The following is a 13,808-nucleotide window of genomic DNA, read 5'->3' as shown; positions in this document are numbered from 1 at the left end:
GATGAAGTGGGGATTTAGATGGTATGGTGAAAAAGGGGATTCGATCCCATTAAAATATGTTCGCCAAATACCGGGAATAAATGGGATAATTGGAACTTTGCTGACTAAAATGCCTGGAGATGTTTGGGAGATTTCAGAAATTGAGGAGTTGAAAGCATCTGTTGAGAGCCAAGGACTGGAACTGCTTGGAATTGAAAGTGTAGCGATCCACGATGCAATCAAGGCAGGGACAGATGAACGAGATTACTATATTGATAACTATATACGAACAATCAAAAACTTGTCTCGATGTGGGGTTCGATTGATTTGTTATAGCTTCAAACCAATTTTTGGATGGGCGAAAACTGATTTGTTTAATGAAAACAACGATGGAAGCTATTCTCTTTTATACGATCAGAAAATCGTCGATCAGATGGAGCCAGGAGAAATGTATCAATTGATACACAGCCAGTCAAAGGGATTCAAATTGCCGGGTTGGGAAGAAGAACGGTTGAAAAAATTCGCTCAGCTGGAAAAACTGTATGAAGGAATGACCGAAGAAGAATTATTTGAAAATCTGACTTATTTTTTAGAAAAAGTGATTCCAGTGTGCGAAAAAGCAGATGTAAAAATGGCTATCCATCCAGATGATCCGCCATGGGAACTTTTTGGTTTTCCTAGAGTGACGAAAAATCTTGGCGACTTGAAGAAAATTCTAAATGCAGTAGATTCTCCATATAATGGACTAACGCTGTGCACAGGATCTTTAGGGGCAAATCCGGAAAACGATTTAGTTGAAATCATCCATGAGATAGGTTCGCGCATCCATTTTGTCCACTTCAGAAACGTGGAGTTTTTAGGAGAAAGAAAGTTCAAAGAAACGGCACATCCCTCTACAGAAGGCTCCCTTGATATGTATCATATTATGAAAGCGTTGGTGCAAGAAGGGTTCGACGGTCCTATACGCCCTGATCATGGTAGAACCGTGTGGGGTGAAGTGGCTATGCCTGGATATGGCCTGTATGATCGTGCAATGGGACTCACTTACATGCAAGGTCTATATGAGGCGATAAGTAAGGAAAAACCACTGGGAGAGCATTATGAATAAAATCAAGCTCTTCATCTTTGATATGGATGGCCTTTTATTAGAAACTGGACGTTTAGCTTATCGTGCTTATGTAAAATCAGCACAGAAGTATGATTATGAAATGCGTAAGGAAGTCTATTATTTACTAACTGGCCAAACAGAAATGGCGATAAGAGAACAAATGGGCATTTTGTACGGAGAAGATGTTCCATATATCAAATGGCGAGAAGCAATCAATCAATATAAAGAAAAAATCGTGAAAGAAGATAAGAGAGTATATACGAAAAAAGGAGCAGAAGAAATTTTAGCTTTTGCAAAAGAAAGAGGAATCCATACAATCGTGGCTTCGTCTAATACACGGGTAAAAGTAGAAATGTATTTAAAAATGGAAAATCTATATGCCTTGTTTGATCAAATCATTTCAGGGGATGATGTAAAAAAAGGGAAGCCGGAACCAGAGATCTTTTTGAAAGCTTGTTCAAAAATGAATATTCCTCCAAGTGAAGCACTTGTATTTGAAGACTCGATTGCAGGGATCGAAGCAGCAAGGCGAGCGGGCATTTTGTCTTTTCTCATCAAAGATCATTTGATAGGGTTGCCCGATCATAATGGGAAGCATAAGTTGAAAGTAGATGTAAGTTTATATGAATCCAATAAAGCAGACTATGAATTTTATGACCTGCATCAAGCAAAACGATTTTTAGAAAGTAAAGGGGTGTATCTCTAATAAAGAGGACTATTTTCTAGTCCTCTTTATTTATTGTCCTGCACGACTGAGGGAACAGATGAAAAAGAAGTAATTTTTTATTTTGAAGTATCTACCTTATTTGTAGTGAACAATTTAGAACAAACACAAAACGCATCTACTGTTATCTACCAGTAGATGCGTTTAAAGAGAAGAACGAGAATCGTCCATATGAGGGTTTCCACTCCTTATGCAGATTTTTTTAATTCTTGCACTGCTTGTTCGATCGTAACACCTGTCGCTACATGATTGGTATTTTCTTTGTCAAAAACGACAAATAGATTCAAATCTGTATCCAAGGTTACTCGATATTGTATATCTTTGTTATAGAATGTCATAGCCATTCTCCTTTCTTTAAATACTTGCTGAAAGGCAACGAACGCGTTGATAACGAAATTCCATTTATAAGTATACCACCAATTGAAAGGTTTTCATAGTTAAGAAATTTTAAAGTCAAAAGTTGCAGATAAAAGCAAATAAACAAGAAAACAAAAAGTGAATCAATCGCGGTTATTCAACTTTTTCTTCGATTCGAAGACAATAGAAGACAATGAATTTTATATTTCATTGCATTATCCTTGTGTTATTAGAAAAAGCATGATATATTAAATGAGTAATCTATTTTGAAACGTAATTTGAGCGATATATCTACATAGATAAAACTCCTTTTGCCTATCAAATATTTATTGCAACGAAAAAACGTACATTGATACGTATCAGGAGGAATTTATTTATGAATAACGGTACAGTAAAATGGTTCAACGCAGACAAAGGTTTTGGCTTTATCACTGGTGAAGATGGAAATGATGTATTTGCACATTTTTCAGCTATCCAAGGTGACGGCTTCAAAACTTTAGAAGAAGGCCAAGCAGTGTCTTACGATGTTGAAGATGGTCAACGTGGCCCTCAAGCAACAAACATTGTTAAAGCTTAATAAAAATTGACTTTTAACCGTCTTTTCGAAAGAAAAGACGGTTTTTTTGTATGAAAAAATTCATTGGTCGTTGAATGGGCTGAATAGTAGTGTATAAAACAATTTTGTGGAGCGTGAAGCTTTTATGGTAGAGGAAAATACGAATAAAGTGATGTTGATAAAAAGATTCCTATCTTGAATATGAATCGAGATGTCTTGAAAATGAATGAGTTTGACCAATCATTATCCTATCGAAATTTACAGTTTCGTTCGATTGGTCTGTCAATTAATGAAAAAGTAAAAAAGAATATGTTCTAGGAAGAGGGCGGCACATCTAAATTTTTAAGTAACGGACAGTTCAAATATCAAGCATTGAAAGAGGCTATCCTACTGTTTGAAGGAATACGAATATATAAAAACGACAAAGAGGAAAAAGTAGTTCATTAAATCCCTTCAAGTGATGAAAGAATGAGATCTAATAAAACCTGATCTTTCATCTGTTTTTTAAATAACGTAATAATTTTTTTGTTTTTTGTGCTTTCGCCGTTATTGTAGAGTGATTTAGCATTCTTATTTTTAAAAATAACTGTGTTATATATTAAAAAAGGCATAATAGTTATAAGCTTTTTTTAAGAATATTTAGAAATTATTAATTTTCGTCTGAAAACAAAAAAGAAAGCGTTATTATTTTAGTCTATTTTCAGGGGGGTAACCTTATGATAAAAAAACTATTTTTACTATCAATATTAACGCTAGCAATGGCAGGTTGTTCTGATTCTGGCTTAGCAACTGAACTGATCACAAAATCAACTGAAGCCACGACAGAGGAGTTAAAATGTGGAAACGATCACAGTGACTACAGAGGCTTAAATCGACGATGCATGGGAATATTAGGCAGAAGCAATTGTAAGCATCGATGTAGTAATCGAAGAAGGTGTAGAAGAAGCAACAGAAAAATCAAAAGAAAGATCAAAAGAAAGATCAAAAGAAGCAATCTGTGCTGTGCATCGTATACAGACGTCGAAGATGCGGTACTTTTAAACCACGTCAGGAGATGTTCATTTATGTCTAGGGAAGTTGGCGATGAACCAAAACTAGAGTATACTTTTAGTTTTGCACGTGAGGATGAAGATAACCCTAAAACTTACGACATTTTAGCTTGATCTAAGATGGTTAAAGCTTTTTAATGAAGTAAGAGGAGATAGAAGGCTTTTCTAGTTATATTAGGTAAGATAAATTCCTTTTTGCTCCAAATTTGCTAAACATTCTGCTAGATAAACTTCATCGTGTTCCGGATAAATCGGCACGTTGCGCTCTACAGTAGGTAAATCAAAAAATGCTTCGCATGATTTGCCACGATACATAGGATTTTTCCACTCTGGTGCTGGGCTGTAACCACGTTTTTCCATTTCATCCATGACAAGCTGATGATATTGGAATAATCTATAAGGAGAATAGTGAAAAACATAATCCACAGTAGCATGTTTCTTTCCCCAGCCATTTCCTCTTAATGCACAGCATTCCCGATGTTGTCCTAAAAGCTGTTGACGAGGAAGCTTTGAAATCAATTTTTCATGCCATAATCGCATAGAAATATCTCCTTTATATATAGATTGTTAACTTTAGACGTTAAATGAAAAAACCAGCACCAAGGCTGGAAAAAATCACTTAAGTCTGCTTGCTGTTTCTGAGCGACCAATTAGGTAATCAACGGAAATATCGTAAAAGTCAGCGATATAGATTAATTCAATGATGCTTGGAATTTCTTCTCCTTCTTCGTACTTACGATATTTGAATAAAGGAATACTTAACGCGCTAGAAACAGCTACTTGAGATAAAGATCGGCCAGTTCTTAAGAAATTCAGACGACAACGTAAAGTATCCAGTAAAATAGCTTCTTCGATACTCATTTAATCACCTTTCATTATAGTAGAATAGTTATAATGACTATAGAAAGCTACACATGCAATCAATAGTACTCAATGTTTTTTATTTAAACGTATCAAATAAAGAATGACGATCAATAAAGACAAAACCAGTCCTGATAATTCTTCTATAAAAACACTATCGGGTTCAAAGTAGTTGTAATTAAAAACTTTCCACATAAAGTAGATAGCCGGAAGAGTCAAAATAGCTAAATAAAACCGTTCTTTGTTCCAATTCATAAGATAAACAATACTTGCGATCAGTGCGACCGCAGGCACCCAAAACAAAACTCTCACCAACGTAATCATGTAACGGACTCCTCAACGATTCATATAATAAAAGATAACATGTTATTGCATACATCACAAATGAAATGCTAGGAAAATAAAAGAAGAATAGATCAATGAAAAATGAAAAAGCAGAACAGTTTTCTGCTGATGAGCAGGAACTGTTCCGCTGAATGTGTCTTATCTATCGAGAAAAAATCAATGGATTGATATCTAAGTAATTCAATACATATAAAAAGAGGACGATCGCATTCACCAAAAAGGAAAGAATGATAATCCCATAGCGAATGGAAACATATTTAACAAATACTTTTGTTTGAATACGGGCATATCTTTTTCCTTTATAGCTGAGCATCATGACAAGAAGCAAAAGGGTAATCACACCTTGAAAAATCATTCCAATAAACAGAATTCCTGAGGTTTGATAATTTAATTGGAGAAAATAAGCTGCTGCCGCAACTAAATCGAATAAAATCGCAATAAATGGCAAAATAATCACTCCTAACATTGAGAATAAATAAAAGAATAACATTTTTTCTAAAATAAGCAAATAAAAAGGGAGCGTCAATAATTTTGTGTAAATAAATTGTCCTCCTGCAAAATAATTAGTTACTCAGTAAACATTGAAACTAATGTATCGGTTACCTGTTGAAAACCTTTATGGCTTCTGTTTAGAAATTTTTGATTGTATGTATCAAAAATGCTGACTAGAAAGCGTTCTAGTGATTCTTCATTTTGAAACTGCTCTTTTCTACGGCTGTATCTTTTAATTTGCTTATTGAAAGACTCGATTAGATTGGTTGAGTAAATGGTTCTACGAATGCTAGGTGGAAAATCATAAAAAGTTAATAAGTCTTGGTTTTCTATGAGTGACTGCGTCACTTTAGGATAGTTTTTCTTCCATTTCTCAATCATGCCGGATAAGAAGGTATTCGCTTCTTCTTTTGAGTTAGCTTGATAAACAGCCTTAAAGTCATCACAGATTTCTTTTCGGTCTTTGACACGTACTTTATGAGCGATATTACGAGATACATGGATACAACAATGCTGATATTTTGCTTTAGGATAAATTTGATGGATAGTATCTTTCATGCCTTTTAAGCCGTCCGTAATAAAAAGCAAGACTTCTTGAACTCCTCTGGAGTTAATATCCTGTAGCAGCTCATTCCAAACGTATGTTGATTCAGTTGGAGCAATCGCATAACTCAGTACTTCTTTAGTGCCGTCTTCTCGTATACCAATGGCAATATAAATCGCTTCTTTGGATACAGTTTGACGTTTTAGTGGAATGTAAGTAGCGTCCATAAAAATAGCGACATACTTATCATTTAAGGCTCTGGATTTAAAGGCATTTACTTCTTCAGTCAGAACTTTAGTCATGTTGGACATGGTTTGTGGAGTATAGTGATGACCGTACATTTTTTCGATCAAATCAGCAATTTCAGACATCGTAACACCTTTTTCGAATAAATGGATAATAGTGGTTTCCAATGTATCGTTTGTTCTTTTGTAGGCTGGTAAAGTTTGTTGTTTAAACTCACCATTACGATCTCTAGGTATTTCCAATGTTAATTCACCATATTCGGTTTTGATTGATCGAAAGTAAGAACCGTTTCTCGAATTACCTGAATTAAAACCAGTGCGATCATATTTTTCGTAATCTAAAAAAGCCGTTAATTCAGTCCGTAGGAGTGTGTTTATCGCTTTTTCTAAGTGCGAACGGAATAATTCATTTAAATCGCCTTTAGTGACTAGAGTTTGCACAATTTCTGTAGTAAAATCATTCATAGGGAAGTCCTCTTTTCTGTGAATTGGTTGTCGTTAACTTTATTCTACAGAAGGGACTTCCTTTTTTGTATGGATTTTTTCATTTACACAAAATATTTTATACTCTCAATAAAAATTAAAGTAACAAAATAGTTATGATACAAGTAAAAGAAATAAGAATAACAATATTATTTTACTTATATTTTGAAACTTGCGAGAGTTTATCATCCGTGCTATAGTTGAAAAGTAACAAAAATAAATTTTATTTATGATGTACCTTTAGCTCAGTTGGTTAGAGCAGACGGCTCATAACCGTCCGGTCGTAGGTTCGAGTCCTACAAGGTACATAAGAGGTTGTGAAAAAGCTGCCCTGCATCAAGTAATAAGAACAGCCAAGTAAAAACAGCTTCTTATGTTTTTACTTGGCTGTTCTTATTACTGCAGATGCAAGCTTTTGAATACCGTTTAAGGAAGAGGTTGTGAAATCAGCGTTTTGACCTGAGTATTAGCTTAACAAACGGCAAAATATGAGGAACTATTTTTCCGTTTGTTAAGCTAATACCGAGGGTCAGTTGATTGAACACCATTTAAGAAAGAGGTCGTGAGCCTGCCGTTTCACTCTGTGTCATAAAAAAGCCAATCTACTTTGATAGAAAAAGCACGTAGGACTAAAACAGTTCTGCGTGCTTTTTTTATTGTGTGTTAAATATCGTAAATGAAGATAGATATTTTTATGATTCGACAATAGAGACGTTGAAATCTTTCAACAGCTCTAAAGCGGATTCTCCGTGTTTTCTACTGGAGACTAACATTGGATCAACAAAAAAGTCTGCTTCAGGAAAAGCACTCTGCAGGCCTATCAGATTAGAGAGTACACACAAGTTTGTTTCAATCCCGACTACTTCGATCTCTTTTTGTTCTTCTTTGCTTTCAAATAAAGTTTCCTTGATTTCAGCTAAAGTTTCAGGTGGAATCGTAAAGTAATACTTTTTAATCACTCGTTCATTTTCTTGTGGAGAAAGAAGAGGGATCAATTGCAAATCTTCTCGTTCTTCTTCTTTGTCCTTCAGTTCAACTGGAATATCCCGTGTGAAGAGAATATATTCATTATTTTGGCGTGCTTTAGCTAATCTTTGAGCAATACGTTCTGCCAATTGATCTGACTCTGGAATATAAAATTCGCTGTTTGGATCAAGAATATGATTTTGCATATCAATAATAACTAACATTTTCTTTCCTCCTACATTCATATCGTCATTTTATTCTTTTTAATAAAAGTTTTTTAAAATATAAGCAACACCAGCTTCTTCATTCGTCAGCGTTACTTGGTTTGCAATTTCTTTTACTTGTCGCTGTGCATTCCCCATCGCAATACTCAACCCGCTGTAATTCAACATAGCAATGTCGTTTTCTTGATCGCCAAAAGCCATGATGTCATTCGATTCGATTCCAAGGTAATCCGCCAGAAAAACAAGTGAATGAGCTTTAGTGATACCTGTAGGCGTGATTTCTAAGAAATGCGGATCAGAGAATACTGATTGGATACCATCTGCTTGCAGATCTCTTTGTAGCTTCTGTAGTTTTTCTTCACTCTTATCTGTTAATGCTAATTTAAGATAGCTAAGAGAAGGATCTTCCAACATATTTAAAATTTGATCAAAAGAATGGTTCTGCAAATTGAAATGTTCATAATAAGGGTCATCTTTGACTAGATTTGATTCATCGAATGTCAGCTGATCATCTTGGGTTTCTCGGCTAGCAATGATGGATATTTTCGCTTCTTGAGCATAGAAGAAGGCTTTTCTCAGTGTATCGCTATCTATTTTTGAACGTCTGAGAACTTTCGCCATTTTTCCATCCTTCATTTCAGCAATCAGTGAACCATTGGAAGAAATCAAATAGCCACCGATTCCTAATTCGGAAAAAATATCTTTAGCAGAAATGCTGTTCCTTCCGGTAGCGACGGTTACGATTCCGCCATTTTCATCAAATTTCCGAAGTGCTTGGATATTTTCTTCTGGTATCTTTCCATTTCGATCAAGCAAGGTACCGTCTAAATCAATCGCTGCTAGTTTCATTTTATCTTCCTACTTTCTTTTTACATATCTATTTTCCTGTTACCTTAAGATTAAATGAGAATTTAAAAAAATGAAACTAACTTGCTTTGTCATTATGAATTTTTTCAAAAAACATTCTTAAGAAAAAGGTGGCTATATATAGTAGTTTTTGGTCAATACCTTTGAATAAAAAGCCATTAAAAACGAATAGTTAGCGCTTACCAATACGTTTTGTGATAAAAAAATTTTAAAATATTCAATGAAAACAAAGCATATATTTTGCTTTAAAACCAAATGAGGAATATTCTAGATGTAGAACAGGTTAGAAAAAGATTAGAAAAAGGAGTGATTTTGATGGAGAAGAGATACGGCGTAGTTCCTGTGGTAACTGCTTCAGACGAAAATTATGCTCCTTACTTGAGCGTGATGATCGCAACTGCATTAGAAAATTGCAATAAAACAAGACGCATAAAATTTTATGTGATTGACGATGGTCTATCAGAATATAGTAAAGAAGGATTGGAAGAAACGGTAAATAAATATTCAAGTAATGCAAGTATCCAATTCCTGACAGTGGAAAAAGATATCTACGAAGACTTCCTAGTCAGTGACCATATCACAACTACCGCTTACTTAAGAATTTCTTTACCAAACTTATTAGCTAAAGAGGATTATAAGAAAGTCCTTTACTTAGATTCAGATGTGTTAGTACTAGACGATATCGTAAAACTATATGATGAGCCGTTAAATGGAAAAACAATCGGCGCTATTATCGATCCAGGCCAAGTGAAAGCTTTGGAAAGATTAGGAATCGATTCCGATGACTTGTACTTCAATTCAGGAGTGATGGTGATTGACATTGATCAATGGAATAAAAAAGAAATTACAGAAAAAACTATCCATTACCTCAGTGAAAATGGCGATCGAATCATCTATCACGACCAAGATGCTTTGAATGCTGTACTTTATGAAGATTGGGAACAACTTCATCCAAAATGGAACATGCAGACTTCGCTGATTTTTGAACGTCATCCAGCACCAAATGAAAAATATGAACGTCAGTATAAAGAAGGAAATGAAAAACCTTCGATCGTTCACTTTACAGGACATGATAAACCTTGGAATACGTTGAAAGATCATCCGTATACCAATTTATACTTAAAAAAATTAGCACACAGTACTCTAACGAAAGTAGGCGAGATCAATGAATAAAAAAGAAATAGCAGTAGTCGCAAGTTGTAACACAAAATTCGTACCACATTTAGCTGCATTATTTGTCTCAGTATTAGATAATTGCAACCCGTCTAAATTTGTTCGGTTCTATGTGATTGACGATGATATCGATTTTGAAAGTAAACAGCTTTTACGCTTCTCAGTGAAAAACGCACGAATGAACTCAGATGTGGAATTCTTGAAAATCAATAAAGAATTCTTTACAAATGTGGTAATCAGCGATCGTATTCCAGAAACAGCTTATTATCGTATTGCGATTCCGGAATTGTTCCGCGGCACAGAAGTTGAACGTATCTTATATATGGATTGCGACATGATCGCTTTACAAGACATCTCTAAATTATGGCGTCTTGATTTTGGGGATTCAATCGTAGCAGCTGTTGAAGATGCAGGGTTCCATCAACGACTGGAAAAAATGGAAATTTCAGCTAAATCAATGCGTTATTTCAACTCAGGTTTGATGCTGATCAATGTGAAAAAATGGTTAGATGAAAATATTACGCAAAAAGTATTAGATTTCATCGAACATAATCCAGAAAAATTACGATTCCATGACCAAGATGCATTAAATGCTATCTTACATGACCGTTGGTTACCACTTCATCCGCGTTGGAATGCACAAGGCTATATCATGGCAAAAGCAAAAAAACATCCAACAGCAGCAGGCGAACGTGAATACGAAGAAACTCGCAACAATCCTTACATTATCCATTTTTCAGGACATGTGAAACCGTGGAGCAAGGATTTTGAAGGGCCAACGAAGAAATATTACGAAAAATATGCAGGGATGACGGCTTTCCGCTGTGTAGCTAAATTCCCTAAATATCCAAAATACGCAAAAGTTCAACCAAAAACAGATGTAGTTGTTAAATAATAGAAGACAACAACTGAAGAGGGGGAGTAGGAATGGAAATTACAATGTCTAAAAATGCAGTAGAGACGTTAATTGAAAAGGTTGGGGAAAATACAAAAATCGCACTCGCGCTCATCAATGATTCCGATCCATTTTTAAGGGACAAAGGTGCTTTTGCAAAAGGCAGCTTTTTTCAAATCATTCCTTTTGTTTCGGAATTTGGAGAATATGCGACTAAAATCGAGCATCCATTATTGGACATCTATACATCTAAATTAGAGCAAAATTATTTCGGTAAACGATTGAACATGGACTTCAACAAACAGCTTGACAGCTTTTCATTAGAAAATGAAATCGCAGTACTCGATTATAATATCAAATTAAAGAACTGCTTCTTCAGCTAATAGTTTCGAGAAAGTCCAAAAAGGAGGTATACATTGAGATACTACTTTGTGGATGAAGAAAAGAATGTAATAGAAACAGATGAAAAAAAATATAATTGGCTCGTACTTGATAGTGCAAAGCCCGAAGAGATCGAGCAAGCAATCGAAGAATTCGAGCTTCCTGATGATATTTTCGTAGGAACCGAATATCCGGAAGAAGTTTCTCGGATGGAGCGCCTTTATGAGACGAAACTAGAGCATCCATTTTCTTTGGTAGTGATTAATCTAGATCAGTCAGATAATCGTATCGAAAAAAAATTAACGCCAATATCTTTTGTACTTTCCGATAATCTCTTGATTACTTGTATCGATAGAAAAACCGAATTTGTGGATCGGCTGCTGACAAAGCATGGAAATCATTTAAACTCGTTTGAAAAGATCATCACGTATACATTATTAGATATTTACACCCATTACGTGAAAGAACTAAGAGAGATGAAAAAGCGAATTGACGCTTTGGATAAAGCAGCTCGTAAAACAACGGAAAATGAAGAACTGTATAAACAGGCAGATCTTGAAAGAGACATCGTATATATCGATCATACCTTAAGAGATCAACGGGAAACAATGGATCAATTATGGAATTCTGAAACTTTCATCAAACGTTTAGATGATGAACAGCTACTCTATGATGTCCATTTGAGACAGCGACAAACAGAAAAAATGATCGAGATCTATCGAGATTTATTAGAGAGTATTGGTGATCTATTCAACGGGATGATGGACAATAATCTAAATCATATCATGAAATATCTAGATTCAGCTGCATTAATCATTTCCGTTCCGGCGTTGTTCGCAGGGATTTGGGGAATGAATACAGGAGGATTACCGGGTAAAAGTTCTGCTCTAGGCTTTATACTCGTAGTCTTTGGCTCTTTGATAGCAGCAGTAGTTTTAGGTTACCATTTATACCGGAAAGATTATACAAATTAAAGAATCTATTTAAAACAGGTATCAAACAAAGAAATTTGTTTTGGCAATACAATTTAAAAACTAGGAGGAATACAGCAATGACAGAACCAAAATTAATCGACCCGCGAAACTTGTACCATACGGAGAAATTTCCTAAACAAGATCAGGATACACCCGCTTTACAGCAGAATATGATTCCTGTTCCTGATTGCGGAGAAGAATCCTATGAAGGCAATAATCAACTAGAAAACCGCCGTGTACTAATCACTGGTGGAGATTCAGGGATCGGTCGTGCAGCAGCGATTGCATTTGCTAGAGAAGGAGCAGATATCGCTCTTCAATTCTTCCCAGGAGAAGAAAAAGATGCAGAGGAAGTAGCAAAATACGTGAAAGATGCAGGACGTAAGATTGTCTTACTACCTTTTGATCTTCGTGACGAACAAGCACCTAAAGAAATCATAGATAAGGCCGTGAGTGAACTTGGCGGGCTAGATACGATGGTACTAAACGCAGGACAGCAAATTTCTTGTCAGTCTATTGCTGAGTTACCACTTGAGCAAGTCAAAGACACATTTATGATAAACATCATCGCTATGTTTGCTTTAGTGAAAGAAGCTGTTCCGCATATCCCAGCAGGAGGAGCAATCGTAACAACAACTTCTGTTCAAGCATTCAATCCAAGCGAACATTTATTAGATTACGCAGCAACAAAAGCTTCAATCGCTAACTTTACGATCGGTTTAGCAAAACAGCTTGCACCTAAAGGAATCCGTGTAAATGGTGTAGCACCTGGTCCAATCTGGACACCATTACAACTAGACGAAGGACAACCTTCTGATTCGATCCCTGAATTTGGTCAGCAAAGTTTACTAGAACGTGCAGGTCAGCCAGGAGAATTAGCACCAGTTTATGTTTTCTTAGCATCGAATAAAGCAAGTTATGTTACAGCCCAAATTTACGGAGTAACTGGTGGAGAAGCGATCAACTTATAAGAAGTTGATCGTTTCACCCCTATGAGGAGGTGCGAAAATGAATAAAGGTGTAAAAACGATCGGAGTGATCGGAACGTTACTTTTGCTATCTGTGCTTTTGTTTGCGATACTATTAAGTGCAACCTATCCATTGCCTTTTCAGCTAGAGAAGTTTCGATTCTTTTCCATCACTAATTCATACGTGCAACAATATGTATTTTGGCTTGCCGTTGCATTTGCTATTTTGACAATTATCACGTTACTTGTTTTCCTGTTTTATCCAAAAACAATCGGAAACTTTCTACTGAAACATGGTGATGGGGAGTTGACGTTGGATAAAAAAGCAATTGAAGGAATGGTTCGTTCTCACTTGCATGAAGATGAATTCATCCATTCACCAAAAGTAAATGTCAAAGCAACAAAAAACAAGATCGCCGTCAATGTAAAAGGGGAGTTGAAACGAACTTCAGCACTCATTGGTAAAACAGGAACATTGATGAAAGAAATCGAAAATGAAGTACAACACATATTGGGAACAAAAGAGCCAGTGAAAGTATCGGTGAAATACACAGGCTTTGAAGAACCAGCTAAACGAAGCAATGACCGCAAACGAGTAGAATAGGGGGGGACCAAAA

At 35.7% G+C, this 13,808-nt stretch carries 18 protein-coding genes and 1 tRNA gene; 11 read left to right on the top strand and 8 right to left on the bottom strand.

Translation table 11 applies throughout. The features are described from left to right. Position 1: 1 nt before the first annotated feature. Positions 2 to 1,087 carry a mannonate dehydratase gene (gene uxuA, locus IGL15_RS07605; RefSeq protein ID WP_086319238.1) on the top strand — a complete coding sequence of 362 codons (1,086 nt, stop codon included), beginning with the start codon at positions 2 to 4 and terminating at the stop codon, positions 1,085 to 1,087. Further along, positions 1,080 to 1,793: an HAD family hydrolase gene (locus IGL15_RS07600; RefSeq protein WP_047929401.1), complete on the top strand. Its 714-nt coding sequence runs from the start codon at positions 1,080 to 1,082 to the stop codon at positions 1,791 to 1,793. Before uxuA ends, IGL15_RS07600 begins: the two co-directional genes overlap by 8 nt. A 206-nt stretch (positions 1,794 to 1,999) precedes the next feature. Here the strand turns inward: IGL15_RS07600 and IGL15_RS07595 are convergent, their stop codons facing one another. Continuing rightward, complete coding sequence (locus IGL15_RS07595) at positions 2,000 to 2,149, bottom strand: hypothetical protein (RefSeq protein WP_002296658.1); 150 nt, start codon at positions 2,147 to 2,149, stop codon at positions 2,000 to 2,002. 395 nt (positions 2,150 to 2,544) lie between these two features. Here IGL15_RS07595 and IGL15_RS07590 point away from each other — a divergent pair, with 395 nt between their 5' ends. Both IGL15_RS07590 and IGL15_RS07585 read left to right on the top strand, forming a co-directional pair. Continuing rightward, positions 2,545 to 2,745, top strand: a complete 201-nt coding sequence (locus IGL15_RS07590; RefSeq protein WP_002293303.1) for a cold-shock protein — start codon at positions 2,545 to 2,547, stop codon at positions 2,743 to 2,745. A 695-nt stretch (positions 2,746 to 3,440) separates the two neighbouring features. Next, the gene (locus tag IGL15_RS07585; protein ID WP_192189013.1) at positions 3,441 to 3,887 is read left to right on the top strand and encodes a hypothetical protein; all 447 of its coding nucleotides are present in this window, start codon (positions 3,441 to 3,443) and stop codon (positions 3,885 to 3,887) included. Between the two features lie 60 nt (positions 3,888 to 3,947). On the opposite strand, the gene IGL15_RS07580 is transcribed toward IGL15_RS07585, so the two are convergent. The 5 genes from IGL15_RS07580 to IGL15_RS07560 form a co-directional block, all read right to left on the bottom strand. Further along, positions 3,948 to 4,313: a TIGR02328 family protein gene (locus tag IGL15_RS07580; RefSeq protein ID WP_002296662.1), complete on the bottom strand. Its 366-nt coding sequence runs from the start codon at positions 4,311 to 4,313 to the stop codon at positions 3,948 to 3,950. Between the two features lie 75 nt (positions 4,314 to 4,388). Next, on the bottom strand, positions 4,389 to 4,634 hold the full coding sequence (locus IGL15_RS07575) for a helix-turn-helix domain-containing protein (protein ID WP_002339228.1): 246 nt from the start codon (positions 4,632 to 4,634) through the stop codon (positions 4,389 to 4,391). Between the two features lie 69 nt (positions 4,635 to 4,703). Then, entirely contained in the window at positions 4,704 to 4,958 is a 255-nt protein-coding gene (locus tag IGL15_RS07570; protein ID WP_047929400.1) for a hypothetical protein, read from the bottom strand. Between the two features lie 163 nt (positions 4,959 to 5,121). Then, positions 5,122 to 5,445 carry a hypothetical protein gene (locus IGL15_RS07565; protein ID WP_002321681.1) on the bottom strand — a complete coding sequence of 108 codons (324 nt, stop codon included), beginning with the start codon at positions 5,443 to 5,445 and terminating at the stop codon, positions 5,122 to 5,124. Between the two features lie 101 nt (positions 5,446 to 5,546). Beyond that, the gene (locus tag IGL15_RS07560) at positions 5,547 to 6,725 is read right to left on the bottom strand and encodes an IS256-like element ISEf1 family transposase (RefSeq protein WP_000997695.1); all 1,179 of its coding nucleotides are present in this window, start codon (positions 6,723 to 6,725) and stop codon (positions 5,547 to 5,549) included. Positions 6,726 to 6,977: 252 nt separating this feature from the next. Between IGL15_RS07560 and IGL15_RS07555 the strand changes: the two genes are divergently transcribed. Next, positions 6,978 to 7,051: transfer RNA gene (locus tag IGL15_RS07555), tRNA-Ile, on the top strand. A 384-nt stretch (positions 7,052 to 7,435) separates the two neighbouring features. Here IGL15_RS07555 and IGL15_RS07550 read toward each other — a convergent pair. Continuing rightward, positions 7,436 to 7,933 carry an isochorismatase family cysteine hydrolase gene (locus IGL15_RS07550; protein ID WP_010724100.1) on the bottom strand — a complete coding sequence of 166 codons (498 nt, stop codon included), beginning with the start codon at positions 7,931 to 7,933 and terminating at the stop codon, positions 7,436 to 7,438. Positions 7,934 to 7,972: 39 nt separating this feature from the next. Continuing rightward, positions 7,973 to 8,782, bottom strand: a complete 810-nt coding sequence (locus IGL15_RS07545; protein ID WP_047929378.1) for a Cof-type HAD-IIB family hydrolase — start codon at positions 8,780 to 8,782, stop codon at positions 7,973 to 7,975. Positions 8,783 to 9,115: 333 nt separating this feature from the next. Between IGL15_RS07545 and IGL15_RS07540 the strand changes: the two genes are divergently transcribed. The 6 genes from IGL15_RS07540 to amaP all read left to right on the top strand — a co-directional run bounded on the left by IGL15_RS07540 (position 9,116) and on the right by amaP (position 13,795). Next, positions 9,116 to 9,973, top strand: a complete 858-nt coding sequence (locus IGL15_RS07540; RefSeq protein ID WP_002296670.1) for a glycosyltransferase family 8 protein — start codon at positions 9,116 to 9,118, stop codon at positions 9,971 to 9,973. Next, entirely contained in the window at positions 9,966 to 10,868 is a 903-nt protein-coding gene (locus IGL15_RS07535; RefSeq protein ID WP_002298674.1) for a glycosyltransferase family 8 protein, read from the top strand. The genes IGL15_RS07540 and IGL15_RS07535 overlap by 8 nt, the downstream gene beginning before the upstream one ends. A gap of 32 nt (positions 10,869 to 10,900) precedes the next feature. Beyond that, the gene (locus IGL15_RS07530; protein WP_002296672.1) at positions 10,901 to 11,251 is read left to right on the top strand and encodes an iron-sulfur cluster biosynthesis family protein; all 351 of its coding nucleotides are present in this window, start codon (positions 10,901 to 10,903) and stop codon (positions 11,249 to 11,251) included. A 48-nt stretch (positions 11,252 to 11,299) separates the two neighbouring features. Beyond that, on the top strand, positions 11,300 to 12,223 hold the full coding sequence (locus IGL15_RS07525) for a magnesium transporter CorA family protein (RefSeq protein WP_002303839.1): 924 nt from the start codon (positions 11,300 to 11,302) through the stop codon (positions 12,221 to 12,223). A gap of 77 nt (positions 12,224 to 12,300) precedes the next feature. Beyond that, positions 12,301 to 13,194 (top strand): SDR family oxidoreductase, encoded by an 894-nt coding sequence (locus tag IGL15_RS07520; RefSeq protein WP_002296675.1) that lies wholly within the window; start codon positions 12,301 to 12,303, stop codon positions 13,192 to 13,194. Positions 13,195 to 13,231: 37 nt separating this feature from the next. Next, complete coding sequence (gene amaP / locus IGL15_RS07515) at positions 13,232 to 13,795, top strand: alkaline shock response membrane anchor protein AmaP (protein ID WP_002296677.1); 564 nt, start codon at positions 13,232 to 13,234, stop codon at positions 13,793 to 13,795. Positions 13,796 to 13,808: the final 13 nt, after the last annotated feature.

Origin of the sequence: Enterococcus sp. DIV0436a (assembly GCF_051711605.1) — a bacterium.
In the GTDB taxonomy this organism is placed as follows: Bacteria; Bacillota; Bacilli; order Lactobacillales; family Enterococcaceae; genus Enterococcus_B; species Enterococcus_B faecium.
The sequence above is the reverse complement of the archived record's forward strand: the minus strand, read 5'-3'. Positions and strand labels throughout refer to the sequence as shown.